The sequence below is a fragment of the Ancylobacter sp. TS-1 genome (genome assembly GCF_009223885.1).
Lineage (GTDB): Bacteria > Pseudomonadota > Alphaproteobacteria > Rhizobiales > Xanthobacteraceae > Ancylobacter.
Genome location: NZ_CP045144.1, coordinates 1,353,622 through 1,377,261, shown reverse-complemented (window position 1 = coordinate 1,377,261; position 23,640 = coordinate 1,353,622). Strand labels below are relative to the sequence as shown.

The 23,640-nt window shown below is 69.0% G+C and carries 20 protein-coding genes; 8 read left to right on the top strand and 12 right to left on the bottom strand.

What is annotated here, in order from left to right:
- Positions 1-84 precede the first annotated feature (84 nt).
- Together carB and carA are read right to left on the bottom strand one after the other, a co-directional pair.
- Positions 85-3,420, bottom strand: a complete 3,336-nt coding sequence (carB, locus tag GBB76_RS06630) for a carbamoyl-phosphate synthase large subunit (protein ID WP_152302570.1) — start codon at positions 3,418-3,420, stop codon at positions 85-87.
- A 192-nt stretch (positions 3,421-3,612) separates the two neighbouring features.
- The gene (carA, locus tag GBB76_RS06625; RefSeq protein WP_152302569.1) at positions 3,613-4,818 is read right to left on the bottom strand and encodes a glutamine-hydrolyzing carbamoyl-phosphate synthase small subunit; all 1,206 of its coding nucleotides are present in this window, start codon (positions 4,816-4,818) and stop codon (positions 3,613-3,615) included.
- Between the two features lie 250 nt (positions 4,819-5,068).
- Between carA and GBB76_RS06620 the strand changes: the two genes are divergently transcribed.
- The 3 genes from GBB76_RS06620 (at position 5,069) to GBB76_RS06610 (ending at position 6,667) form a co-directional block, all read left to right on the top strand.
- A complete protein-coding gene (locus GBB76_RS06620) occupies positions 5,069-5,527 on the top strand; it encodes a GatB/YqeY domain-containing protein (protein ID WP_152302568.1) in 459 nt (152 codons plus the stop codon).
- A gap of 79 nt (positions 5,528-5,606) precedes the next feature.
- Positions 5,607-6,362, top strand: a complete 756-nt coding sequence (locus GBB76_RS06615; protein ID WP_152302567.1) for an AzlC family ABC transporter permease — start codon at positions 5,607-5,609, stop codon at positions 6,360-6,362.
- Positions 6,359-6,667, top strand: a complete 309-nt coding sequence (locus tag GBB76_RS06610; protein ID WP_152302566.1) for an AzlD family protein — start codon at positions 6,359-6,361, stop codon at positions 6,665-6,667. Before GBB76_RS06615 ends, GBB76_RS06610 begins: the two co-directional genes overlap by 4 nt.
- A 76-nt stretch (positions 6,668-6,743) precedes the next feature.
- On the opposite strand, the gene GBB76_RS06605 is transcribed toward GBB76_RS06610, so the two are convergent.
- Both GBB76_RS06605 and GBB76_RS06600 read right to left on the bottom strand, forming a co-directional pair.
- Positions 6,744-7,292 carry an SRPBCC family protein gene (locus tag GBB76_RS06605; protein ID WP_152302565.1) on the bottom strand — a complete coding sequence of 183 codons (549 nt, stop codon included), beginning with the start codon at positions 7,290-7,292 and terminating at the stop codon, positions 6,744-6,746.
- Positions 7,289-7,663, bottom strand: coding sequence for a helix-turn-helix transcriptional regulator (locus GBB76_RS06600; protein WP_152302564.1), 375 nt, complete (start codon positions 7,661-7,663; stop codon positions 7,289-7,291). Before GBB76_RS06600 ends, GBB76_RS06605 begins: the two co-directional genes overlap by 4 nt.
- A gap of 188 nt (positions 7,664-7,851) precedes the next feature.
- Here GBB76_RS06600 and dnaG point away from each other — a divergent pair, with 188 nt between their 5' ends.
- The 4 genes from dnaG to GBB76_RS06580 all read left to right on the top strand — a co-directional run bounded on the left by dnaG (position 7,852) and on the right by GBB76_RS06580 (position 14,439).
- Positions 7,852-9,798: a DNA primase gene (dnaG, locus tag GBB76_RS06595; protein ID WP_152302563.1), complete on the top strand. Its 1,947-nt coding sequence runs from the start codon at positions 7,852-7,854 to the stop codon at positions 9,796-9,798.
- A gap of 172 nt (positions 9,799-9,970) precedes the next feature.
- Positions 9,971-11,968, top strand: coding sequence for an RNA polymerase sigma factor RpoD (rpoD, locus tag GBB76_RS06590; RefSeq protein ID WP_152302562.1), 1,998 nt, complete (start codon positions 9,971-9,973; stop codon positions 11,966-11,968).
- Between the two features lie 227 nt (positions 11,969-12,195).
- A complete protein-coding gene (locus GBB76_RS06585) occupies positions 12,196-12,939 on the top strand; it encodes a bifunctional 2-polyprenyl-6-hydroxyphenol methylase/3-demethylubiquinol 3-O-methyltransferase UbiG (RefSeq protein ID WP_152302561.1) in 744 nt (247 codons plus the stop codon).
- Positions 12,940-13,182: 243 nt separating this feature from the next.
- Complete coding sequence (locus tag GBB76_RS06580) at positions 13,183-14,439, top strand: glycosyl hydrolase 108 family protein (protein ID WP_152302560.1); 1,257 nt, start codon at positions 13,183-13,185, stop codon at positions 14,437-14,439.
- A 35-nt stretch (positions 14,440-14,474) separates the two neighbouring features.
- Here GBB76_RS06580 and GBB76_RS18915 read toward each other — a convergent pair whose 3' ends face one another.
- From GBB76_RS18915 to GBB76_RS06570, 3 genes are all read right to left on the bottom strand, one after another.
- Entirely contained in the window at positions 14,475-14,606 is a 132-nt protein-coding gene (locus GBB76_RS18915; RefSeq protein WP_256366651.1) for a hypothetical protein, read from the bottom strand.
- 98 nt (positions 14,607-14,704) lie between these two features.
- A complete protein-coding gene (locus GBB76_RS06575) occupies positions 14,705-14,884 on the bottom strand; it encodes a DUF1328 family protein (RefSeq protein WP_152302559.1) in 180 nt (59 codons plus the stop codon).
- Positions 14,885-14,946: 62 nt separating this feature from the next.
- Positions 14,947-16,380 carry an MFS transporter gene (locus tag GBB76_RS06570; protein ID WP_152302558.1) on the bottom strand — a complete coding sequence of 478 codons (1,434 nt, stop codon included), beginning with the start codon at positions 16,378-16,380 and terminating at the stop codon, positions 14,947-14,949.
- A gap of 78 nt (positions 16,381-16,458) precedes the next feature.
- Between GBB76_RS06570 and GBB76_RS06565 the strand changes: the two genes are divergently transcribed.
- Positions 16,459-17,379: an aldose 1-epimerase family protein gene (locus GBB76_RS06565; protein WP_246669061.1), complete on the top strand. Its 921-nt coding sequence runs from the start codon at positions 16,459-16,461 to the stop codon at positions 17,377-17,379.
- Positions 17,380-17,391: 12 nt separating this feature from the next.
- On the opposite strand, the gene GBB76_RS06560 is transcribed toward GBB76_RS06565, so the two are convergent.
- The 5 genes from GBB76_RS06560 to GBB76_RS06540 form a co-directional block, all read right to left on the bottom strand.
- A complete protein-coding gene (locus GBB76_RS06560) occupies positions 17,392-18,447 on the bottom strand; it encodes a sensor domain-containing diguanylate cyclase (protein WP_152302557.1) in 1,056 nt (351 codons plus the stop codon).
- Between the two features lie 33 nt (positions 18,448-18,480).
- Complete coding sequence (locus GBB76_RS06555) at positions 18,481-19,890, bottom strand: trehalose-6-phosphate synthase (RefSeq protein WP_246669060.1); 1,410 nt, start codon at positions 19,888-19,890, stop codon at positions 18,481-18,483.
- Complete coding sequence (locus tag GBB76_RS06550) at positions 19,887-21,683, bottom strand: glycoside hydrolase family 15 protein (RefSeq protein WP_152302556.1); 1,797 nt, start codon at positions 21,681-21,683, stop codon at positions 19,887-19,889. The genes GBB76_RS06555 and GBB76_RS06550 overlap by 4 nt, the downstream gene beginning before the upstream one ends.
- On the bottom strand, positions 21,680-22,459 hold the full coding sequence (otsB, locus tag GBB76_RS06545) for a trehalose-phosphatase (RefSeq protein ID WP_152302555.1): 780 nt from the start codon (positions 22,457-22,459) through the stop codon (positions 21,680-21,682). Before otsB ends, GBB76_RS06550 begins: the two co-directional genes overlap by 4 nt.
- Before the next feature lie 171 nt (positions 22,460-22,630).
- Positions 22,631-23,596, bottom strand: coding sequence for a GGDEF domain-containing protein (locus tag GBB76_RS06540; RefSeq protein WP_162375501.1), 966 nt, complete (start codon positions 23,594-23,596; stop codon positions 22,631-22,633).
- Between the last annotated feature and the right edge of the window lie 44 nt (positions 23,597-23,640).

The following is a 23,640-nucleotide window of genomic DNA, read 5'->3' as shown; positions in this document are numbered from 1 at the left end:
CGTCCGGGCCAACCGGCCTCGACGAACCTCCCGCGCGGGCTTAATCCATTGTTCGCGGCGGACTGTCTGCGCCGTCGGGCGCCGTCAGTGCCGGCCGGAGCCGAAATAGTCCTGCAGGGCGCGCACTTCCAGATCGCCGCCAATATAGGCCTTGATCCCCCGCGCCGCCGCTATGGCTCCGGACAGCGTGGTGTAATACGGGACTTTGTGCAAGAGGGCGGCCCGGCGCAGCGAGCGGGAATCGGCGAGGGCCTGCACGCCCTCGGTGGTGTTGAACACCAGCTGCACGCCGCCGTTCTTGATCAGGTCGACGATGTGCGGGCGGCCTTCCAGCACCTTGTTGATCTTGGCGCTCTCGACGCCGTTCTCGGCGAGGAAACGCTGCGTGCCCGAGGTGGCGATCACCTTGAAGCCGAGCGCGACCAGCAGCCGCGCGGTGTCGAGGATGCGCGACTTGTCCTGATCGCGCACCGAGATGAACACCGTGCCGGACGTCGGCACCTTGGTGCCGCCGCCAAGCTGGCTCTTGGCGAAGGCGACCGCGAAGGAGGTGTCGAGGCCCATCACCTCGCCGGTGGAGCGCATCTCCGGGCCGAGCACGGTGTCGACGCCGGGGAAGCGGGCGAAGGGGAACACCGCCTCCTTCACCGCCACATGGTCGCCGGTGAAGGGCGTGAGGCCGAACGAGGCCAGCGCCTCGCCCGCCATGATACGGGCGGCGATCTTGGCGATCGGCTGGCCGACCACCTTGGCGACGAAGGGAACGGTGCGGGAGGCGCGCGGGTTCACCTCCAGCACGTAGATGGTGCCGTTCTTGATGGCGTACTGGACGTTCATCAGGCCGCCGACATTGAGCGCCAGCGCCATCTTGCGGGTCTGCGCCTCAAGCTCGGCGATGGTCTCGGGCGACAGCGAGTGGGGCGGCAGCGAGCAGGCCGAATCGCCCGAATGGATGCCGGCTTCCTCGATGTGCTCCATGATGCCGCAGATGAAGGTGTCCTTGCCGTCGGCGAGGCAGTCGACGTCGACCTCGATGGCGTCCGAGAGATAGCGGTCGAACAGCAGCGGGTTCTTGCCCAGCAGCGTGTTGATCTGGCCGGTCTTGTCGTTGGGGTAGCGCGCCTTGATGTCGTTCGGCACCAGCCCTGGCAGGGTGCCGAGAAGGTAGTCGCCGAGCTGGCTGTCCTCGTGGATGATCTGCATCGCCCGGCCGCCCAGCACATAGGAGGGGCGCACGACGAGCGGATAGCCGAGATCGGCGGTGACGAGGCGGGCCTGCTCGACCGAATAGGCGATGCCGTTGGCCGGCTGGCGCAGCTTGAGCTTGTCCAGCAGCGTCTTGAAGCGGTCGCGGTCCTCGGCGAGGTCGATGGCCTCGGGCGAGGTGCCCAGGATCGGGATGTCGGCCTCTTCCAGCGCGCGGGCGAGCTTGAGCGGGGTCTGGCCGCCGAACTGCACGATGACGCCGTGCAGCGTGCCGTTGGCGCGCTCGCGGTCGAGGATCTCGATCACGTCCTCGGCGGTCAGCGGCTCGAAATAAAGCCGGTCCGAGGTGTCGTAGTCGGTGGAGACGGTTTCCGGGTTGCAGTTGACCATGATGGTCTCGTACCCGGCATCCTTCAGCGCGAAGGCCGCGTGGCAGCAGCAATAGTCGAACTCGATGCCCTGGCCGATACGGTTCGGGCCGCCGCCGAGGATGGCGATCTTGCGGGCGTCGGTGGGACGCGACTCGTCGGCCGGCGCGCCGGCGAACGGCATCTCGTAGGACGAGTACATGTAGGCCGTCGGCGCCGCGAACTCGGCCGCGCAGGTGTCGATGCGCTTGTAGACCGGGCGCACGTCGAGGGCGCGGCGCTGGGCGCTCACCTCGGCCTCGTGCAGGCGGGCAAGGCCGGCGAGGCGCGAATCCGAGAAGCCCATGGCCTTGAGCCGGCGGAAGGCGCCGGCGGTCTTCGGCAGGCCGTGCGCGCGCACCTTCGCCTCGGTCTCGACGATCTCGCGGATCTGCTCGAGGAACCACGGGTCGATCCTGCAGCCGGCGTGGATCGCCTCGTCGTCGAGGCCGAGGCGCATGGCCTGCGCGACGTTCAGGATGCGGTCCGGGGTCGGGGTGCCGATGGCGGCGCGGATGGCGTTCTTGTCGTCGCCGAGGCCGAGGCCCTCGATCTCGATCTCGTCGAGGCCGGTCAGGCCGGTCTCCAGCGAGCGCAGCGCCTTCTGCAGCGATTCCTGGAAGGTGCGGCCGATGGCCATCGCCTCGCCGACCGACTTCATCGAGGTGGTCAGCACCGGGTCGGCGCCGGGGAACTTCTCGAAGGCGAAGCGCGGGATCTTGGTGACCACGTAGTCGATGGTCGGCTCGAACGAGGCCGGGGTGGCGCCGCCGGTGATGTCGTTGGCGATCTCGTCGAGCGTGTAGCCGACCGCGAGGCGCGCGGCGACCTTGGCGATCGGGAAGCCGGTCGCCTTGGAAGCCAGCGCCGAGGACCGCGAGACGCGCGGGTTCATCTCGATGACGATCATGCGGCCCGTTTCCGGGTCGATGGCGAACTGGACGTTGGAACCGCCGGTCTCGACGCCGATCTCGCGCAGCACGGCGAGCGAGGCGTCGCGCATGCGCTGATATTCCTTGTCGGTCAGCGTCAGCGCGGGGGCGACGGTGATGGAGTCGCCGGTGTGGACGCCCATCGGGTCGATGTTCTCGATGGAGCAGACGATGATGCAGTTGTCCGCCTTGTCGCGGACGACCTCCATCTCGTACTCCTTCCAGCCCAGCACGCTCTCTTCCACCAGCACCTCGTTGGTGGGGGAGGCGTCGATGCCGCGCTCGATGATCTCGATATATTCGGACTTGTTGTAGGCGATGCCGCCGCCCTGGCCGCCCATGGTGAAGGACGGGCGGATGATGGCCGGCAGGCCGATCTCCTCCAGCGCTTCCAGCGCCTGCGGCAGCGTCTTGATCTGGCGCGAGCGCGGCGTGTCGAGGCCGATCTTGGTCATCGCGTCGCGGAACAGCTCGCGGTCCTCGGCCTTGTCGATGGCCTCGGCGGTGGCGCCGATCATCTCGACGTCATAGGCGTCGAGTACGCCCATCTTGCGCAGCGAGAGCGCGCAGTTGAGCGCCGTCTGGCCGCCCATGGTGGGGAGCAGCGCGAAGCCGCCGGGGACGGCGTGGCGCTCCTTGGCGATGATCTTGGCGACGATTTCCGGGGTGATCGGCTCGATATAGGTGGCGTCGGCCAGATCCGGGTCGGTCATGATCGTCGCCGGATTGGAATTGACCAGGACGACCCGGTAGCCCTCGGCCTTCAGCGTCTTGCACGCCTGGGTGCCGGAATAGTCGAACTCGCAGGCCTGGCCGATGACGATGGGGCCGGCGCCGACGATCAGGATGGTGGAGATATCTGTGCGTTTCGGCATCGGATCCCGTGCGGCTCGCGCATTTGTCCGGGCGCACGAAAAAGGACGCGTCGAGAACGCGTCCTTGGGCGGACCCGGATTGAACTTTCTGGGCGAGGGTGCCCCCGCAATTGGGGGCTTCCCTTAAACCAGATTCCCTCGGGGGGGAAGGGCGGACGACGACGCCCGCCCGCCCGGCGGTGGAAGACGGCCTCAGGCCGCCTTCTTGTTCTTCGCGATCATCTCGACGAAGCGGTCGAACAGATAGTGGCTGTCCTGCGGGCCGGGGCTCGCCTCGGGGTGGTACTGCACCGAGAAGACCGGCTTGTCGGAAAGCGCGATGCCGGCATTCGAGCCGTCGAACAGCGAGACGTGGGTCTCCTGCGCGGTGGCCGGCAGGCTGTCGCGGTCGACCGCGAAGCCGTGATTCATCGAGGTGATCTCGACCTTGCCGGTGGTCATGTCCTTGACCGGGTGGTTCGCGCCGTGATGGCCCTGATGCATCTTCACCGTGCGCCCGCCGACGGCGAGGCCGATCATCTGGTGGCCGAGGCAGATGCCGAAGGTCGGCACGCCCTGCGCGATGATCTCGCGGATCACCGGCACCGCATATTCGCCGGTGGCGGCCGGGTCGCCCGGGCCGTTGGAGAGGAACACGCCGTCCGGCTGGAGGGCGAGAATCTCCTGCGCCGAGGTGGTGGCGGGCACCACGGTGACCTTGCAGCCGGCCCGCGCCAGCAGGCGCAGAATGTTGCGCTTCACGCCGTAGTCGATGGCGACCACGTGATGCGCCGGCGCCTTCTGCGTGCCGTAGCCCTCGGGCCAGCTCCAGGTCGTCTCGTCCCAGCTGAAGCGCTGGGCGGAGGTGACCATCGGCACGAGGTCCATGCCGACCAGGCCCGGCCACGCGGCGGCCTCGGCCTTCAGCGCCTCGATGTCGAACCGGCCGTCCGGGGCGTGGGCGATCACCGCGTTGGGCATGCCGCCGTCGCGGATCAGCGCGGTCAGCGCGCGGGTGTCGATGCCGGAGATGGCGATGATGCCGCGCGCCTTCAGCCAGGAGTCGAAGTGGCGGGTGGCGCGGTAGTTGGACGGGTCGGTGATGGCGGAGTGCAGCACCACGCCGCGCACGCCGGAGGCACCGGCCATCGAGATCGTCTCGATGTCCTCCTCGTTGGTGCCGACATTGCCGATATGGGGAAAGGTGAAGGTGATGATCTGCCCGGCATAGGAAGGATCGGTCAGAACCTCCTGATAGCCGGTCATTGCCGTGTTGAAGCACACCTCGCCGACCGCGTGGCCCGTCGCGCCGAGGCCGAAGCCCTCCAGCACGGTGCCGTCGGCCAGCACGAGGAGGGCGGTCGGGAGCGGCTCGGCCCACACGTCGCCGCCGGAGTGCTGATCAGCGCTACCGTTCATTGAACTTGTTCCCTGTCGTTGTGTGCCCTAATTAGTCGGTTGCCGCGCCGGATGCCAGCCTTCACGCTGCGTATCTGGGCCTCGAATTGCGGATGGCTGCACGCAGGACAGGTGCGGCCTGCGTGGCGGCGTTCCCCTCGCCCGGGGCAGGGCAGGGGGCGGACAAGCATCGGATCGCGAGCAGCGGTGCGGCCCGGAACGGCACGTTTCCGGCGCGCAGCCTCGCCAATGGCAGGAAGGCGTACGGAACGTGTTGCGCGACCAGATCAACAATTCGCTGAAAGACGCCATGAGGGCGCAGGACAAGCGGCGCCTTGCGACGCTGCGTCTCGTCAACGCCGCGATCAAGGACCGCGACATCGAGGCGCGCGGCCATGGCAAGGACCCGCTTTCCGACGACGAGCTGCTCGGCTTGCTGGCCAAGATGATCAAGCAGCGCGAGGAATCGGCCAAGGTCTACGAGGAAGCCGGCCGCGCCGACCTGTCGACGCAGGAGCGCGAGGAAATCGCGATCATCCAGTCCTTCCTGCCGACCCAGCTGACCGAAGCCGAATCGCAGGCAGCCATCGCCGCCGTGATCGCCGAGATCGGCGCGGCCGGGCTCAAGGACATGGGACGCACCATGGCGGCGCTCAAGGAGCGCTATACGGGCGTGATGGACTTCGGCAAGGCCAGCGGCACGGTCAAGAACCTGCTGACGGCGGGCTGACCCGTCCCGGCCGGCGGGCGTCCGGGACGCCCGCCCGAAGCCTTTCTTCCCTCCGCGTGCCCCCATCCGCGTGCCCTCCATGCCGCCAGTCCCCGAAACCCACCCGCAGGCCGGCGCGCCCGATGGCGCGGCGCCGCGCGGGGCGAGCCTGACCTGGGCCGGCTGCCGGCGCGGGGCGCGGGCGATCCTCGCCGTGCTGCCGCCGGTCTTCGTGTTCGGCGTCGCCTTCGGCATCGCCGCGCGCGGCCACGGGCTGGAGGGCTGGCTCGCGACGCTGATGAGCGCCATCGTCTATGCCGGCGCCTCCCAGTTCGCCGTGCTCGACCTGTGGACGACGCCGATCCCGTGGCTGCCGCTGCTGGTCGCGACCTTCGCCATCAATGCCCGGCACATCCTGCTCGGGGCCTCCATCCGCTCGCTGTGCCGGGGCCTCCCGGCGTGGAAGGTCTACGGCACGATGACGCTGCTCAGCGACCTCAACTGGGCGGCGCTGATTGCCGCCGAGCGGCGCGGCGAGCGCGACCTCGGCTTTCTCCTCGGCGGCGGCCTCATGATGTGGGTGACGTGGGTGACGGCGACGGTGATCGGCGCCGTGGCCGGCGGCCTGACGCTCGACGACGTGAAGACCTACGCGCTCGACCTCGTGCTGGTGACGTTCTTCGCCACCACGCTTGTCGGGCTGCGGCGCGGGCGGGTCGACGACCTGCCCTGGGCGGTCGCCGGCCTCGCCGCCATGGCGGCGGTGTGGTTCCTCCCCGCCAACTGGCACGTTCTGGTCGGCGGGCTCGCCGGCGGCATCGCCGGCCTCGTGCGCGACGAGATGAGGCGGCCATGAGCACCGCCAACGCGCTGCTCGTCGTCTTTGCCATGGCCCTCGTCACCTATGCGACGCGGGCGGGCGGCATCTTCCTCGTCGGCTTCATGCCGATGTCGGCCCGGATGGAGTCGTTCCTGCGCTATCTCGCTGGCTCCGTGCTGGTGGCGCTGGTGGTGCCGGCGACGGTGCGCGGCGGGGCCGAGGCCTATGTCGCGGTCGGCGTCGCCGTCCTCGGCATGCTGGCGCTGCGCCGTGCGCTGCCGGCCATCGCGCTCGGCATCCTCGCCGCCGCGCTGTGGCGCGCCTATATGGGGGCGAGCTGAGGAGGCGGGGGGGCTCCTTCGCCTCCTCAGCTTTCGCGCCATGACCGGGTTCGTCCGGCCATGGCGCCGCCGTCGGTCATTCGGCAAGGCGCCGCTCGTATTCTTCGCGGTAGCGGGCGACGAGCGGCCAGAAGGACGGGCGCTCGCCCTCGCCCAGCTCGCCTTCCAGCAAGGCGAGGTGGGAGTGCCAGCCGCCGGCCACGCCGAGCAGGGTGCTGTGCCGGGCAAGGCGGGTATGGGTGACGGTGAGCAGCACGCGCTCGCCGCGCGGGGCAAGCTCGAAGGAAACCTCCGATTCGGAGGGCGTGCCGGCCTCCCAGGTGAAGCGCAGCAGCCGGTTCGGCTCGCAGGCCAGCACCACGCCCTGATTGTGGATCTCGCCGGCATGGCAGGCGAAGCGCTCCGGCGGCGGCTCGTCGCCACCGAGTTCGTTGTTGCGGAAGACGAGATCGACCGCGCCGCCGGTCCTCAGCTCCATGGGGCCGTCGGCGAGCCAGAGGCGGCGCTTTTCCGGTTCGGTGAGATAGGCCCAGACCCGCTCGACCGGGCCGGGCAGAAGGCGTTCGAAGCGCAGCGTGTCGGCGGCCTCGCGGGTGGCGTAGCCGTTGGCGGCGTGGGTGTTCATGCGTCGTCTCCCTTGGTTTCGATGGGAAGCACGGGTTCGGGCTGGCGCAGCAGCGCGTCGAGGGCGTCGAGCCGCTCGGTCCAGAAGCGCTCGTAGAAGCTCAGCCATTCATGCGCCTCGGCGAGGCGGTCGGGCTGGAGCCGGCACAGATGCTGCCGGCCCCTTATCTGGCGGGCCACCAGCCCGGCGGCCTCCAGCGCCTTGATGTGCTTGGAGGCGCCGGCCAGCGACATGGCGAAGGGCTCGGCGAGTTCGCTCACCGTGCGCTCGCCCATGGCGAGATGGTTCAGCATGGCCCGCCGCGTCGGGTCGGCGAGGGCGTGGAAGATGTGATCGAGCCGGCTGGCGGTGTGGGGGATATGTTCAACCATGTGGTTTAGTATTTGCCCGGCCGTGACGATTGTCAACCGAATGGTTTAGCGTTTCGCGATTTTTCCGCCGGTGGATTGCGGGGATTGCGGGACCGCCGGCCCGCCGCCACATCGAGGGCACGGCGTCATCAAACGGCCTGCCTCTTGCCTGCTAGAAGGGGCGTTCGACCGGAGAACCGATTCCCGACATGCGCTTCCCGCCCTCGTTCCTCGACGAGATACGTGCCCGCCTCCCGGTCTCGGAGGTTGTGGGCAAGCGCGTGCAGTTGAAGAAGCAGGGTCGCGAGTGGCGCGGCCTGTCGCCGTTCAATCCCGAGAAGACGCCATCCTTCTACGTCAACGACCAGAAGGGCTTCTACCACTGCTTTTCCTCCGGCAAGCACGGCGACCAGTTCGACTTCCTGATGGATGTCGAGGGCCTGCCCTTCCCGGAGGCGGTGGAGCGCCTCGCCTCCATGGCGGGCCTGCCCATGCCGGTGCAGTCGCGCGAGGAGGAGCAGCGCGAGAGCCGGCGCAAGACGCTGCACGAGGTGATGGAACTCGCCGCCAAATATTTCGAGGCGGTGCTGCAGAACCGGGCCGGCGCCAAGGGTCGCGGCTATCTCGCCGATCGCGGGCTCGGCCCGGCGACGCAGGCGCGCTTCCGCCTCGGTTACGCCCTGCCTGAGCGCTTCGCGCTGAAGGAGGCGCTGGGCGGCAAGGGCGTGCCGGTCGAGGACATGATCGAGGCCGGGCTGCTGGTGAGCGCCGAGGACATCGCCATTCCCTATGACCGCTTCCGCGACCGGGTGATGTTTCCCATCACCGACCTGCGCGGACGCGTGGTCGCCTTTGGCGGCCGGGCATTGGAAAAGGAGGTCTCGGCCAAGTATCTCAACTCGCCGGAGACCTCGCTCTTTCACAAGGGCTCGCTGCTCTACAACGGCTTCTCCGCCCGCGCCGCCGCCCATAATGGCGCGACGGTGATCGCGGCGGAGGGCTATGTCGATGTCATCGCGCTGGTCGAGGCGGGCTTCGCCGGCGCCGTGGCCCCGCTCGGCACGGCGCTGACCGAGGAGCAATTGGCGCTCTTGTGGAAAATGGCGCCGGAGCCGGTGCTGCTGTTCGACGGCGACAAGGCCGGCCGGCGCGCCGCCTGGCGGGCGCTGGACCTCGCTCTGCCGCATCTCAAGCCCGGCGTCAGCCTCTCCTTCGGCATGCTGCCCGACGGGCAGGACCCGGACGACCTCGTGCGGGCCGGCGGGCGCGAGGCGGTCGACGCGGTGCTCCAGCAGGTCCGCCCGCTCGCCGACGTGCTGTGGGCACGCGAGATGGAGAGCGCCAGCGTCGACACGCCCGAACGCCGCGCCGCGCTGGAGGCGCGCATCGGCGAGATCGTCCGCGTCATCGCCGACGAGACGGTGCGCAAGCACTATCGCAGCGAGCTGATGGACCGTTTCCGCCGGCTGTTCGCGCCCGTCGTCGTGCAGGGCGAGGGCGGCCGGCGCGGCGATTGGCAGGGGCGCGGCGCCGGCGGGCAGGGCGGCTTTCCCGGCCGCGGCGGGCGGCGCCCGGCGCCCGGGCGCCCGTCGGCCGGGGTGACGGCGGGCGAGACGATGCGGCGCTCGGCGCTGGTGCGCGGCGCGGCGGCCGAGATTCCTCGCAACGAGGCGCTGCTGCTGTTCGCCCTCATCAACCATCCCTGGCTGATCGACCGCTGCGCCGAGGAACTGGCCGACCTGTCGTTCCAGAACAAGGAGGCCGCGGAACTGCGCCGCGCGCTGCTCGACGCCCATATGGAGGGCGACACCGAGGAGGCCGGCCGCCTCGCCGCCCGGCTGGAGTCGCACGGGCTGGCGCCGCTGGTCACCCGACTCGCCCGCACCGCCATCGCGCGGCACGACTGGCCGGCCTTCGCCGATGCCGCGCCCGCCGATGTCGAACTCTGGTGGCATCAGCGGCTGGTCTTGCACCGGCGCGGCCACGCCCTATCTAAGGAACTGAAGGAAGCCGAGAATCGACTCGCCGAGGAGCCCACCGACATGAACTGGGCCCGCTTTCTCGATGTACAAAGACAGCTCGCGGCACTTGACGGAACCGAAGCTTTGGTAGAGGGGTTCGGCGCTGCGTCGGGTCGCCCGGCGCGGTCGATGTAGAAGTCCCCTGGGTTGCCCGTCCGCGCATGTCCATCGTGCGTGGTGCGTGTGGCCCCGTTTGTGTCTCTCCACCGTGGCGGAGACGCGGGGTTGAACGATCGAAGGACGGCGCCGCAAGGACAGCCGTCGCCCGCCGGGGCGGTTTGCCGCACGGCGCTTGAGGAGCACACGCATGGCGAAGCAGGCAGCGGAAGCGACGGAAGCCCCCGAGAAGGATGGCGACACCCCGGATAGCCCGTTGCTCGACCTTTCGGACGCCGCCGTCCGGAAGATGATCAAGCTCGCCAAGAAGCGGGGCTATGTCACCTATGACGAGCTGAACGAGGTTCTGCCCTCCGAACAGAACACCTCGGACCAGATCGAGGACATCTACGCGATGCTCAACGAGATGGGCATCAACGTCGTCGAGGCCGAGGAGGCGGAAGCCGAGGCCGAGGGCGAGGAGGGCGCCACCGAGGCGGCCGAGGACGAGGAAGAGTCCGGCGGCGAGATCGCCGAGGCCAGCCCGCGCGCCGTCATCCGCTCCGAGACCAAGTCCGAGCCGGGCGAGCGCACCGACGACCCCGTCCGCATGTATCTGCGCGAGATGGGTTCGGTCGAGCTGCTCTCCCGCGAGGGCGAAATCGCCATCGCCAAGCGCATCGAGGCCGGCCGCGAGGCGATGATCGCGGGCCTGTGCGAGAGCCCGCTTACCTTCCAGGCCATCATCATCTGGCGCGACGAGCTGGTGGAGGGCAAGGTCCTCCTGCGCGACATCATCGACCTCGAGGCGACCTATGCCGGTCCCGAGGCGAAGAACGGCCCCATCGTCGAAGGCGGCTCGCTGGCGCCTGACGGCGAGGAGGAGCGCGAGCCCACCATCGGCGAGACCATCGCCGATGACGAGGACGACATGGAGAACGCCCTGTCGCTCGCCGCGATGGAGGCCGAGATCAAGCCGAAGGTGCTCGAGACCTTCGACCGCATCGCCGACGCCTACAAGAAGCTGCGCCGCCTGCAGGACCAGAACGTCGAGTCCAAGCTCAAGAACGAGAGCCTGTCGCCCTCGCAGGACCGCAAATACAAGAGCCTGAAGGACACGCTGATCGGCGACGTGAAGTCGCTGTCGCTCAACCAGGCACGCATCGACAACCTCGTCGAGCAGCTCTACGACATCAACAAGCGTCTGGTGTCGCTGGAAGGCCGGCTGATGCGCCTCGGCGAGAGCTTCGGCGTCGCCCGAGAGGACTTCCTCAAGCAGTATCAGGGCTCCGAGCTCGACCCCAAGTGGATCGCGCGGGTGAAGAACCTGACCTCGCGCGGCTGGAAGGGCTTCGTCGGGCAGGAACTCGACGCCATCAAGGACCTGCGTTCGGAAATCCACGCCCTCGCCACCGAGACCGGGCTGGAGATCCAGGAATTCCGCAAGATCGTCCAGATGGTGCAGAAGGGCGAGCGCGAGGCCCGGCAGGCGAAGAAGGAAATGGTGGAGGCCAATCTGCGCCTCGTCATCTCCATCGCCAAGAAGTACACCAACCGTGGCCTGCAGTTCCTCGACCTGATCCAGGAAGGCAATATCGGCCTGATGAAGGCGGTCGATAAGTTCGAGTACCGCCGAGGCTACAAGTTCTCGACCTATGCGACGTGGTGGATCCGTCAGGCCATCACCCGCTCCATCGCCGATCAGGCGCGCACCATCCGCATTCCGGTGCACATGATCGAGACGATCAACAAGATCGTGCGTACCTCGCGCCAGATGCTGCACGAGATCGGCCGCGAGCCGACCCCGGAGGAACTGGCCGAGAAGCTCGGCATGCCGCTGGAGAAGGTGCGCAAGGTCCTCAAGATCGCCAAGGAGCCGATCAGCCTCGAGACGCCCATCGGCGACGAGGAAGACAGCCATCTCGGCGACTTCATCGAGGACAAGAACGCGATCCTGCCGATCGACGCGGCGATCCAGAGCAATCTGCGCGAGACGACGACGCGGGTTCTCGCCTCGCTCACCCCGCGTGAAGAGCGCGTGCTGCGCATGCGCTTCGGCATCGGCATGAACACCGATCACACGCTGGAAGAGGTCGGCCAGCAGTTCTCGGTGACGCGCGAGCGCATCCGCCAGATCGAGGCGAAGGCGCTGCGCAAGCTCAAGCACCCGAGCCGTTCGAGGAAGCTGCGGAGCTTCCTCGACAATTGAGGTAGCACGTACCGTGCATCCGGAAAGGGCGGCCCCAGGCCGCCCTTTTTCGTGTCCGGAGGTGCCGGGGTCGGCAGCCGGCCGCTTCGCCATTGGCAACGCGGCGGGCCTATTCGGCGCATCGACGGGCTTGCGGCGCGGCCGTATATTCCCGCGATGCGAAACAAAGTGGGTGGCGGTGGCCGATCCTGGCCAGCAGACCTCTTGACGACCCAGGGGACGATTGAATGGTGAATCTGGGTCGAAATGCGACGTTCTATGCCGACGCCGGCGACGACCGGAAGGCCGCCGCGGAATTCAACTGGACGCGGCATAAGCGCAGCCTTCTATCGAGATACCTTTCCGCTTTGCCCCGGAAGGACAAGGTCGTCGATGTCGGCTGCCGCGACGGCCGGAACGCCGAGTTCTTCAAGCAGGCCTGCGGCATCGCTGAGATGCATGGCGTGGATATCGCCGATGCCCCGCTAGAGCATGCGCGCCGCCGGGGAATCCACACGGCCCGCTGGATTTCCGGCGAGTCGCCCTTTCCGGCCGAGGATGGTTCATTCGACGCGGTGATCGCGATGGATGTCATCGAGCACATCTACGACACGGAAGAGTTCATCCGTGAGCTCGCCCGCGTCACGCGCGATGACGGCGTGCTGCTCGTCACCATTCCCAATCTGGCCTGGTGGCGCAGCCGGCTTCGGCTTCTGGTGGGCAAGATGCCCGACGGGGCGGCGAGCATCTCGGTCAATGTCGCGCTTGATCGCTGCGTCGACCTTAAGCACCTGCGCATGGGCATCGCCGCCGAATGGACCCACATGTTCGAGAGTGCGGGCCTGACGGTTGAGGACAGGGCCGGCTACACCTTCGACATCCTCAAGGGCCCGTCGGGGGCGCTGGATCACTGGCTTTCCCGGTGGCCGACATTGGCCCATAGCATCCTCTACGTCCTCAGGAAGTCGGACGCCGCCCGGCGCGGCGGCTGACCTTCCGGCTCCCGGTTCGCCCCGACGCCCCAGGTTCGGCGAAATACGTCTATAGGTTGTATCTCTTTCCCTTGATGACCCGTGCCGTGGGAACCGTGCGGCGTATCCAAGACCGGCGCCGAACTTCCGGTCTGCTTTGTTTTCCGTTGTACAGAAAGGACCGGCGTCGGTAACCTGTCGAAACGACAGCTTGACAGTGCTGTAACTCCGTATTCAACTTAAAGTTGAATATAGGGGGCTGCCATGAATCCGTTCGTCGTGCTCGCCGGTACGCTTCTTCCCGAAATCCTCAAACTGACGCTGGGGCCGAAGTCGGCGCCCATCGCCGAGGCCGTCACCAAGGCGGTTCAGCAGGCGACGGGCACCACCAGCCCGGAACAGGCGCAGGAGCAACTCGCCGCCGATCCCAAGCTCGCCAACGAACTGAGGCTGGAACTGGCGCGCATCGCCGCCCAGGGCGAGGAGGCGCGCCGGCAGGCGGAGCTGGAGGAACTGCGCCTCACCATCGAGCGGGAGAGCCGGGCAGCGGCCGAGGCGATGGCCCATCGCGAGCGCGACGACAAGGACCGCGAGGGCGCGCGGGGCATGTTCCTGGCGCTCGCCAGCGCGCGCAACCCGCTCGCCTGGGCGCCGGTCGTCATCTCCGTCGCCGTCGTCGGCGGCTTCTTCTGGATCCTGTGGGCGCTGATCCAGCCGGTTCCGGCCGGCGTGACCTCGCCCTTCGCCAATGACGGGCCGCTGCTCCAGATCATCAACATCGTGATCGGCGGCCTCGTCTCGGCCTTCGCGACCGTGGTGAGCTATCATCTCGGCTCGTCCGCCTCCTCGCGCGCCAAGGACACGGCGTCTTTCCAGATGCAGGAGCGGCTCGCCGACCAGACCGGCGAGGCCATACGCGGGCAGCGCGCCGGCCCGGGCGGCGCCAGGCCGGGCGGCGACGGCGGCCGGCCGGCGGCGCCGGAGCCTGTCAAGGCGGCCAAGTTCCAGCGCTGCGCCGACATCGTGCTGGTGCATGAGGGCGGCTTCGTCAACCATCCCAAGGACCCCGGCGGGGCGACCAATCTGGGCATCACCCTCGCGACGCTGGCGGAGTGGCGCGGCACCGAGGTCAGCGTCGACGACGTGCGCAACCTCACCCCGGAGGAGGCGCGGGAAATCTACCGCGTGCGTTACTGGAACCCGCTGAACTGCGACGCGCTGCCGCCGGGAGTCGATCTGGTGGTCTATGATTTCGGCGTGAATGCCGGCCCGGTGCGCTCGGCAAAGATGCTGCAGAAGCTCGTCGGCGCCAAGGAGGACGGCGCGGTCGGGCCGGCCACGCTCGCGGCGGTCGCCACCCGGGCGCCGGCGGACATCGTCCGCGCCTTTTCCGAGCGCCGGCTCGACTATTACCGTTCGCTTGGCACGTGGGAAACCTTCGGCAAGGGCTGGACCAACCGCACCGTTGCCGTCGAGAAGGAGGCCGTCCGCATGGCCGGCGATGTGAAGCAGGCGGCCTGAGGGCGCGCGCGAAGGTACGCCTCCCGGCGCGCGGCTCACTCGCCCGGGAGCGGGTGGTTCTTGCGGCGCGTCGTCTTCGTGGTCACGTCGACATAGGCGAGCACCAGCGCGAAGCCGGCGAACGCGACGACGGTGGCGGCGACGAAGATCACGGTTTCGGTCGGCATGACGTCCTCCTCGGTTCGTTTCGGGGAGGCTAATGCGGCGGTGGCGTTCTGCCCTTGCGGTATGTCAATGCGCCGCGCGGCGCTCTTGCGCGGCCGCGTCAGGGCACCGATACCGCCCGGTCGACCAGCAGGGCGAGGCCGACCAGCAGCAAAAAGCCGAGCATGAACAGCGCGAACAGGGTCAGCGAGATGCGGCGCGCGACCGCGGATACGCCGGTCATGCCGATCGCGCCGGCGATGATCGAGACGATCAGGAAGATGGCGGCGTATTTCAGCATCCCCGGCTCCCGTTCTGCTGCCCGTCAACGGCGCGCGCGCCCGAAGGTTTCGGCCGCGTGCGTCAGGCGCCGTCGGAGCGCCCGTCCTGCTCGGTCGGGAAGTCCCCGCCCGGCGCGTCCGTGTCGGGCGCGTCCGGCTTGGCGGGCCCGGCCTTGCCGGCCTCGGGACGGGGCTTTCCGGCGGACAGGGACTTGCCGGAGGGCAAGGGCGGCGCCGGGCGCGGCTGCGGCTTGACCGGCGGGGCCGGCCGGCGCCAGCGGCGGAAGCGCGACACCGGCCCGAGTTCGGGCTCGGGGCGCGGCACGGTGCCGGTCGGCGCCGAGGCTATCGGCTCGCTCATCGGCTCGACGGTGCGCTCCCTCTCGCGCAGGCTCATGCGCCAGACGACGAAGAGCAGCAGCAGGGCGAAGGCGCCGGAGGTGAAGTAGAACAGCGCGCCGGGCCCGTAATGCTGCATGCCGAGCGAGGCGAGGGCAGGGCCGATCACCGAGCCGATGCCGTAGAGCAGCAGCAGGCCCGCCGCCGTCTCCACCGCGTCGGAGGCGGGGGTGCGGTCATAGGCATGGGCGGCGGCGAGCGAATAGGCCGGCAGCGACAGCGCGCCGTAGAACAGGCCGAGTACGCTCAGCCCGACGAGATCGAACTGCATCGCCCCGAGGGCGAGGCCCGAGAGCATGGCGCCGACGGTGAGCGCGCCGAGGATGCGGCGCCGGTCCATGCGGTCGGACAGGAAACCGATCGGCCATTGCGCCAGCGCGCCGGCGACCACCACGGCGCTCATGAAGGTGGCGGCGCCGTCGGCGGTAAGCCCGCGCCCGATGCCGAAGATCGGCCCCAGCGACCACAGCGAGCCGTTGGTGAGGCCGATCACGAAGCAGCCGACCATCGCCACCGGCGCGGCGCGGAACAGCCGCACGAGGCGGATGCGGGCCGTCTCGATCGGCGCCGGCTGCCCGGCCGAGGTGATCGCCACCGGCAGCGTCGCCAGCGAGAACAGGATGGCGGCGAGCGAGAACAGCTCGAAGCCGCGCACCGGGTAGAGCGTGATCATCATCTGGCCGGCGGTCAGCGCCGCATAGTCGACCATGACATAGGCGCTCATGACGAAGCCGCGCGTCTGGTTGGTGGCGCGGTCGTTCAGCCAGCTCTCGATCACCAGATAGAGCCCGGCGAAGCAGAAGCCGGTGATGGCGCGCAGCACGAACCAGAAGATCGGATCGATGAACACCGGGTGCGCGATCATCGTCGCGACGACGCCGGAGGTCAGCGCCGCGAAGGCGCGTATATGTCCCGAGCGGCGCACCAGATGCGGCACGACGAGGCAGCCGACCACGAAGCCGAGATAATAGGACGAGCCCAGAATGCCGAGATTGATGGCGCTGAAGCCCTCGAAGGCGCCACGCAGCGGCAGCAGCGTGTTCTGCAGGCCGCTTCCCGTCACCAGGAAGAACACGCCCAGAAGCAGCGCGGCGACAGGCCCGAGGGTCTGGGACATCAAAGCACCCGGCGAACTGGCAAGGAGGTAGGGCTTTTTGCGTTGCGGAATCTGAATTCCGCCCGGAGTCGGTTAACCTTGATCGCAGGCGATGTCGAGACGGGGATTGGTATGGTCGAGGCCACGGTGAAGCTGACGTCGGAATTCTTCGAGGCGGAGGTCGCCGCGCTCGGCGCCGAACTGGTCCGGCTCACCGACAGGGACGGGCGCGATCTGCTCTGGAACGGCGATCCCGCCTTCTGGAGCGGGCGGGCGCCGCTGCTGTTTCCCATTGTCGGCCGGCTGCCGGGCGACCAGCTCGTCCACGAGGGCGTCGCCTATCCGATGGCGCAGCACGGCTTCGCCCGCCGGCGGGTGTTCGCGCTGGAGGCGCATGACGGCGCCTCGGCGCGCTTCGTCCTCGCGGCGGACGCGCAGACGCGCGAGCAGTACCCGTTCGATTTCGTCCTGCGCGTCACCTACACGCTGGTCGAGGCGACGCTGGCGGTCGAGGTGGTGGTGGAGAATCCCGGCGCCGTGCCGCTGCCGGCGAGCGTCGGCTTCCATCCCGCCTTCCGCTGGCCGCTGCCCTATGGCGGCACCCGCGACGGCCATCGTCTGATCTTCGAGAAGGCGGAGACCGCGCCGATCCACCGGCCGGTCGGCGGCCTGCTGTCCACCGCGACCGAGGCCAATCCGGCGGTCGACACCATCATCGAGCCGACCGACGCGATGTTCGAGCGCGACGCGCTGATCTTCCTCGACCTGCGCTCGCACCATGTGCGCTACGGCGTGCCCGGCGAGCCGGGGCTGGAGGTCGCCTTCCCCGGCATGCCGCATCTGGGCCTCTGGTCGAAGCCCGGCGCGCCGTTCCTGTGCATCGAGCCGTGGGCCGGCTATGCGACGCCGCAGGTCGCGCCGGTCGAGTTCACGCAGAAGCCGGGGCTGAGCCACATTCCACCCGGCGGGGCGCAGGCCTTCGGCCTCTCCGTGCGCTGGCTGCCCGATATCGGCCGCTAGCCTCCCGTCCGCTCAGGCGGGCGGCCGGGGCAGGCGCTGCTGGCGCGCCTCGCGCAGCGCCTGCGCGTCGGCGGCGGCGACGATGGCGGCGCGGCCCGCGCGCTTGGCCTCGTAGAGCGCGGCGTCGGCGTCGGCGATCAGCGTGTTGATGTTGATGCCGCCGCCCTGCACCGTCGCCACGCCGATGCTGACGGTCAGCATGTCGGTCGAGGGGTGCGCGATGGCGCGCGCGGCGAGGCCATGGCGGATGCGCTCGGCCACCTCGACGGCGCCCGCCGCATTGGCGCCGGGAAGGATGAGCGAGAACTCCTCGCCGCCATAGCGGCAGCCGAGGTCGTCCTGCCGCGCGGCGGCGCGCAGCACCTGCCCGAAGCCGCGCAGCGCCTCGTCGCCGGCCTGATGGCCGAAGGTGTCGTTCAGCGACTTGAAGCGGTCGAGGTCGAGCAGCAGCAGGGAGAGCGGCTCGCCGGTGCGCTGGCAGCGGGCGCCGGCGCGCATCAGTTCCTCGTCGAAGGCCCGGCGGTTGGCCAACCCGGTCAGCGGGTCGAGGCGGCTCAGGCGGGACAGTTCCATGTTGAGCGTGCGCAGTTCCAGCTCGTCGACCGCGATCGCCGCCAGCGCCTCCAGCGGCTCGACATCGAACGCCGCGGCGCCGCCCGCAGTGTCGCGCATGATGCAGAGCGTGCCGATGACCAGATCGGGCGTCAGCTTCAGCGGCACGCCGGCATAGAAGTGCTGGGTGATGAAGGGCAGCGCCGGGTGGCCGGCGAACCGCTCATCCGTGTGCAGGTCGCCCACCACCAGCGGCTCGCCGGTGGCGACGATGCTCTGGCACACGGTCTGGGGGCGCTCGGCGACGCTGGGGATGGCGTCGGACGTCACCGCCTTCATCCACTGATGGGCATCGTCGACGAAGCCTATAAAGGCGACGTCGGCGTCATAGAAGCGCTGCGCCAGCCAGGTCAGCCGGTCGAACCGCTCCTCGCGCGGCGTATCCATGATGCCGCAGGCGGAGAGCGCGGCGAGCCGCGCGGCCTCGTTGGCGGGAGGTTCGGGAGTGCGCCACATCAGGGATCCCTCAACGTTACCCGCCGGCGCGGTTCATCCGCGGCGGCCTTCTCCCGGAGGCTCCCCCGGGCTGTCGAAATGGTCAATGGCATTTACTAATTCGTGGATGAAAGTTTCGCACCACGTATGGATGGTGTTGGTGTGCACCTTCTCCCAGTTAGCCTGCCAGCGGGCGCGGCGCTCGTCGAGCGGCATGGCGAGGGCGGCATGGGCGGCCTCGGCCATGCCCTCGACATCGTAGGGATTGACCAGCACGGCACCGCTCAGTTCGTCCGCCGCGCCGGCGAAGCGCGAGAGGATCAGCACGCCGGGATCTTCCGGATTCTGCGCGGCGACATATTCCTTGGCGACGAGGTTCATGCCGTCGCGCAGCGGCGTCACCATGCCGAGGCGGGCATTGCGGTAGATGGCGGCCAGCGTCGCCCGCTGGAACGGCCGGTTGAGGTAGCGCAGCGGCACCCAGTCGAACTCGGCATATTCGCCGTTGATGGCGCCGGCCAGCTCTTCCAGCTCGCGCCGCAGCGCCCGGTATTCGGCGACCTCGCCGCGCGAGACCGGCGCGATCTGCATCATCGTCACCTTGGAGCGGTGCTCGGGGTAGCGGCTGAGAAGCTCGCCAAAGGCGGCGAACTTGCCGGGCAGGCCCTTGGAATAGTCGAGCCGGTCGACGCCGACGGCAAGCTGGCGGCCGGCGAGGCTGGCGCTCAGGCGCTCCTCCTCCTCGCTGCCGACGGAGGCCTGCGCGTCGGCGACGAAGGCGTCGGCGTCGATGCCGATCGGGAAGGCGGCGACACGGAATCGCCGCTCGCGCAGCCCGACCACGCCGCCCGGCGCGATCCAGCCGCGCACCTCGGACGAGATGTAGGTGAGCAGCGCGCGCACATCGTGCTCGGTTTGCAGGCCGACCAGATCGTAATGCGACAGGTCCTGCACCAGCGCGGCGTGCGAGGGCAGGCTGAGGAACACCTCCGGCGTCGGCCAGGGGATGTGGTGGAAATAGCCGATGCGCCCCTCGAAGCCGAGCTTGCGCAGCTCCGCCGCCAGCGGGATGAAATGGTAGTCATGCACCCAGACGATGTCGTCGGGGCGCAGCAGCGGCCGCAGGGCGCGGGCGAAGTGCTCGTTGACCCGGCGATAGCCCTCCCATTCGCTGCGCCGGAACGACAGCGAGCCGAGCCGGTAGTGGCACAGCGGCCAGAGCGAGCCATTGGCGTAGCCGGCGTAGTGGGCGCGCTGGTCGTCCGGGTCGAGGGTCAGCAGCGCATAGGTCACGCGGCCGGAGCGGAAGACCTTCGGCGTGTCGGGCGGGTCGACCTGGGTCTCGCCGCTCCAGCCGAACCACAGCCCGCCATGCTTGCCCAGCGCCTCGCGCAGGGCCACGGCCAGCCCGCCCGCCTTGGCCGCCCGCTCACGGGGCGAGGCCACGCGGTTGGAGACGATCACGAGCCTCGCCAGAACGCTTCCTCCCATGTCTTGGACAGGCGCATCGCGGTGTCGATGAGACCGACCATGGAATAGGTCTGCGGGATGTTGCCCCACAGTTCGAGCGTGCGGTTGTCGATGTCCTCCGACAGCAGCCCGGCTTCGTTGCGCCGGGCGAGCAGGCTGGTGAACATCTCCCGCGCCTCCTCGCGCCGTCCGATCAGGTCGAGCGCGCCCGCATACCAGAACGAACAGATGGTGAAGGAGGTTTCAGGCACGCCGAAATCATCCTCGCCGGCATAGCGCATCATGTAGCCGTTGCGCTTGAGCTCGCGGCCGATGGTCTCCACCGTGGCGACGTAGCGCGGATCGTCCGGCCGCACGAAGCCGAGTTCGGCGAGCAGCAGCAGGCTGGCGTCGAGCTGGCCTTCCTCCTGCGCGTCGACGAAGCTGCCCATCTCCTCGTTCCACGCGAAGGCGAGGATGCGGGTGCGGATCTCGTTGGCGTGGTCGGCCCAGAACTGCGCCCGCTCGGGAATGTCGAGCACGCGGGCGATGCGCGAGAGCCGGTCGCAGGCGGCCCAGCTCATCACCGCCGAGAAGGTGTGCACCCGGCGCCGGCCGCGCAGCTCCCACAGGCCGGCATCCGGCTCGAAGGCGAATTCGACCGCCCGCGCCCCGACGCGCTCCAGCAGTTCGAACAGCGCGCGATCGCCGCGTCCGGGCAGGCGTTCGTCGAAGAACATCTGCGCCGCCGCCAGCACGACATGGCCGTAGCCGTCATTCTGCACCTGCTCGGCGGCCTGGTTGCCCACCCGCACCGGCCCCATGCCCTGGAAGCCGGGCAGGGCGGTGGCGAAATGCTCCTCCAGCGGCGCGCCCGGCACGATGGAATAGACCGGCGCCAGCCGTCCCGACGGCTCCGAGGCGATCACCGTGGTCAGGTAGCGGATGTAGTCTTCCATGGTGCGGGTGGCGCCGAGCAGGTTGAGCGCCCGCACGGTGAAGTAGGAATCGCGCAGCCAGCAGTGCCGGTAGTCCCAGTTGCGGATCGAGTGCGGCGCTTCGGGAATCGAGGTGGTGAGCGCGGCGACGATGCCGCCGGTCTCCTCATAGGCGCACAGCTTCAGCGAGATGGCGGCGCGGATCACCGCGTCCTGCCATTCATAGGGAATGGAGAGGTAGCGCACCCATTCCCACCAATAGTCGCGGGTCTTCTCCTCGAAGCCGCGCGCGGTGTCGGCGAGGCTGGAGGCGAACGGCTCGTCCGGGCCGATGACCAGCGTGGCGGCGCGGTTGAGCACGAAGGGCCGCTCCTCCGTCACATAGACGATGGGCAGGTCGGTGGTGGCGCGCAGCGTGAAGTCGTCGCCGGAGAAGCGCATATGGTTGGAGCCGCGCACCGGCGTCGGGCGGTTCTGGCCCCAGCCGGAATGCGGGCGCAGCCGCACCGTGACGCGGCAGGTGCCGCCGATCGGCTCGATGCGGCGCACCAGCATGGCCGGCCGGTAGATGCGGTCATAGAGCTTGAAGCGCGGGGCGAAGTCGGTGATGCGCAGCTTGGCGCCGTCGGCGCTCTCGAGAATGGTCTCGATGATCGCGGTGTTGCGCTGGTAGCGCCGCGTCGCCTTGACCTGCCCGTCGAGCCGGACGTCGAAGAAGCCGGCCTCCGGCTCGGTACCGCCGAGCAGCGAGGAGAAGATCGGGTCGCCGTCTATGCGCGGCCAGCAGCACCAGGCGATGCGTCCATTGCCGTCGATGAGGGCGGCGATGGTGCCGTTGCCGATGGCGGCGAGGTCGAGAAAGGAACTCACGGGTCGACTTTCTCCAGCAGTTCGGGAATGCGGACCAGCCAGTCGCGCACCTGCGACGGGCCGGCGAGGCGGAAATCGACCTGCCCGGTGGGGCGCGGGCCGACCGCGACGGCAAGGCCGCCGGCGGCGCGGACGGCGCGGAAGCCGTCCTCGTCGGTCACGTCGTCGCCGAGGAAGACCGGCCGGCGGCCGGTGAACAGCGCGGTGCGCATGAACTGCTCGACCGCCGTTCCCTTGTCGTGGCCGCCCTGGCGCACCTCGATGACGAAGCGGCCCTTGAGAAACTCCACGCTGCCGTCGAGCCCGCTGCCGAGGTCGACCACGGTCTGCATCACCTCGTCGGCGAACTGGGGGACGGCGCGGAAATGCACCGCGAGCGAGAGCGGCTTGTGCTCGATGAACACGCCCGGCCAGGCGGAGAGCGCGCGGTCGAGCGACTGCTCCAGCGGTCGGCGCCATTTCGGGGTGGGGATGGGTACGGCCGGCGCGTCCGGCGCGAGGCGTATCTCGGCCCCGTGCTGGCCGGAGGCGGCCAGCCGCGCAGGTGCGAAGCGGTGGTCCATCCAGTCGATGGTGCGGCCCGAGACCAGCGCCACCGCTCCGTCCAGCGCAAGCTGGAGGCGGCTCAGCAGGTCCGGCAGATCATCGGGAATGGTGACGCCTTCGGGGTGGTCGGCGTGGTCGATGAGCGTGCCGTCGATATCGAGGAACAGGGCCCAGTCGGGATCGGGTGACGGCTGGAGGCCGTCCGCCGGTGCGGTTGGTGTTCTCGCCATGCGTTCGGTATACCCGCGCCGTTCCGTGCATCAGAGGTAACTGGATAAGAAAACGCACCCGGCGTCCGTCTCGTCCGGTAACGTCATGCTGTAAACGCACGATTCCCGATGGCGTTCCGTTACCCCCGCAGGAAATTGCGGCGCGGGGTCGCCGCGCGCCCGTCGCCCGGTCTAGCCGCCGGTGACGCGCTCGTCCGGCGCGTGCAGCCGGACCCCGTTGCGCCCGCCCTGCTTCACCGCATACAGCGCCTGGTCGGCGTCCTCGATTAGCGCCGTCCGCAGATCGCCGGCAGGGATCGAGGCGGCCAGCGGCGGCAGGCTGGCGACGCCGATGCTCACCGTCAGCCAGCCCGTGGGGCTGGCCTCGTGCGGGATGGCGAGCGCCGCGATGGCCTGCTGGATGTTGGCCGCGACCTTGAGCGCGCCGGCCGCGTCGGTGCCGGGCAGCAGGACCAGAAACTCCTCGCCGCCGAAGCGCGTGACCATGTCGCCGGGGCGTGTCGCGGCCCCGACCATGGCCTGCGCGACGGCGTGCAGGGCCTCGTCGCCGCCGAGATGACCGTAGCGGTCATTGTACTTCTTGAAGCGGTCGATATCGATCATCAGCACCGAGAGCGGGGTGCCGTCGCGCTGGCTGCGGCCGATCTCCCAGGGCATCAGCTCTTCCAGCGCATGGCGGTTCCACAGGCCGGTGAGCGCGTCGGTGCGCGCTGCCTCGGTCAGCTTGTGGTTGGCCTCGCTGAGCTGGCGGTTGGCGTTTTCGAGCTGGGTCTCCAGCCTCTTGCGGTCGGTGATGTCGACCAGAACGACATGGATGGCGAAGGCCTTGTTGTCGGAGTCGCGCCGGACCGGGCGCGAGGCGACGATGTAGACGCGGCCGAGCGCGGGGAACTCGTGATTGGGAATCGAGCGGCCGGCGTCGAAGGTTGCGAAGTCGCGGGCGATGCGCTCGTCGGCCAGCGGGCCGAAATACTGGGCGGCCCTGCGTCCCACCAGTTCAGGGCCCGGAGTCGCGAGCAGGCTGGCCATTTCCTCATTGACCGCGATATAGCGTCCCTCCCGGTCGAGCACGCAGGCCGGCACCGGGAATTTTATGTAGAGCTCGCGGAGTTCCAGCTCGGAAATTTGCGACAGCATGCAATCACGGCTCATCTTGAGAAGGTGAAGGCCGTCAGCATGCG

Excerpts from the sequence above, each read along its gene's own strand:
- carB (WP_152302570.1), bottom strand. The coding sequence starts at position 3,420 with ATGCCGAAACGCACAGATATCTCCACCATCCTGATCGTCGGCGCCGGC.
- carA (WP_152302569.1), bottom strand. The coding sequence starts at position 4,818 with ATGAACGGTAGCGCTGATCAGCACTCCGGCGGCGACGTGTGGGCCGAG.
- GBB76_RS06615 (WP_152302567.1), top strand. The coding sequence starts at position 5,607 with ATGCCGCCAGTCCCCGAAACCCACCCGCAGGCCGGCGCGCCCGATGGC.
- GBB76_RS06610 (WP_152302566.1), top strand. The coding sequence starts at position 6,359 with ATGAGCACCGCCAACGCGCTGCTCGTCGTCTTTGCCATGGCCCTCGTC.
- GBB76_RS06605 (WP_152302565.1), bottom strand. The coding sequence starts at position 7,292 with ATGAACACCCACGCCGCCAACGGCTACGCCACCCGCGAGGCCGCCGAC.
- GBB76_RS06600 (WP_152302564.1), bottom strand. The coding sequence starts at position 7,663 with ATGGTTGAACATATCCCCCACACCGCCAGCCGGCTCGATCACATCTTC.
- dnaG (WP_152302563.1), top strand. The coding sequence starts at position 7,852 with ATGCGCTTCCCGCCCTCGTTCCTCGACGAGATACGTGCCCGCCTCCCG.
- rpoD (WP_152302562.1), top strand. The coding sequence starts at position 9,971 with ATGGCGAAGCAGGCAGCGGAAGCGACGGAAGCCCCCGAGAAGGATGGC.
- GBB76_RS06585 (WP_152302561.1), top strand. The coding sequence starts at position 12,196 with ATGGTGAATCTGGGTCGAAATGCGACGTTCTATGCCGACGCCGGCGAC.
- GBB76_RS06580 (WP_152302560.1), top strand. The coding sequence starts at position 13,183 with ATGAATCCGTTCGTCGTGCTCGCCGGTACGCTTCTTCCCGAAATCCTC.
- GBB76_RS18915 (WP_256366651.1), bottom strand. The coding sequence starts at position 14,606 with ATGCCGACCGAAACCGTGATCTTCGTCGCCGCCACCGTCGTCGCGTTC.
- GBB76_RS06575 (WP_152302559.1), bottom strand. The coding sequence starts at position 14,884 with ATGCTGAAATACGCCGCCATCTTCCTGATCGTCTCGATCATCGCCGGC.
- GBB76_RS06570 (WP_152302558.1), bottom strand. The coding sequence starts at position 16,380 with ATGTCCCAGACCCTCGGGCCTGTCGCCGCGCTGCTTCTGGGCGTGTTC.
- GBB76_RS06560 (WP_152302557.1), bottom strand. The coding sequence starts at position 18,447 with ATGTGGCGCACTCCCGAACCTCCCGCCAACGAGGCCGCGCGGCTCGCC.
- otsB (WP_152302555.1), bottom strand. The coding sequence starts at position 22,459 with ATGGCGAGAACACCAACCGCACCGGCGGACGGCCTCCAGCCGTCACCC.
- GBB76_RS06540 (WP_162375501.1), bottom strand. The coding sequence starts at position 23,596 with ATGCTGTCGCAAATTTCCGAGCTGGAACTCCGCGAGCTCTACATAAAA.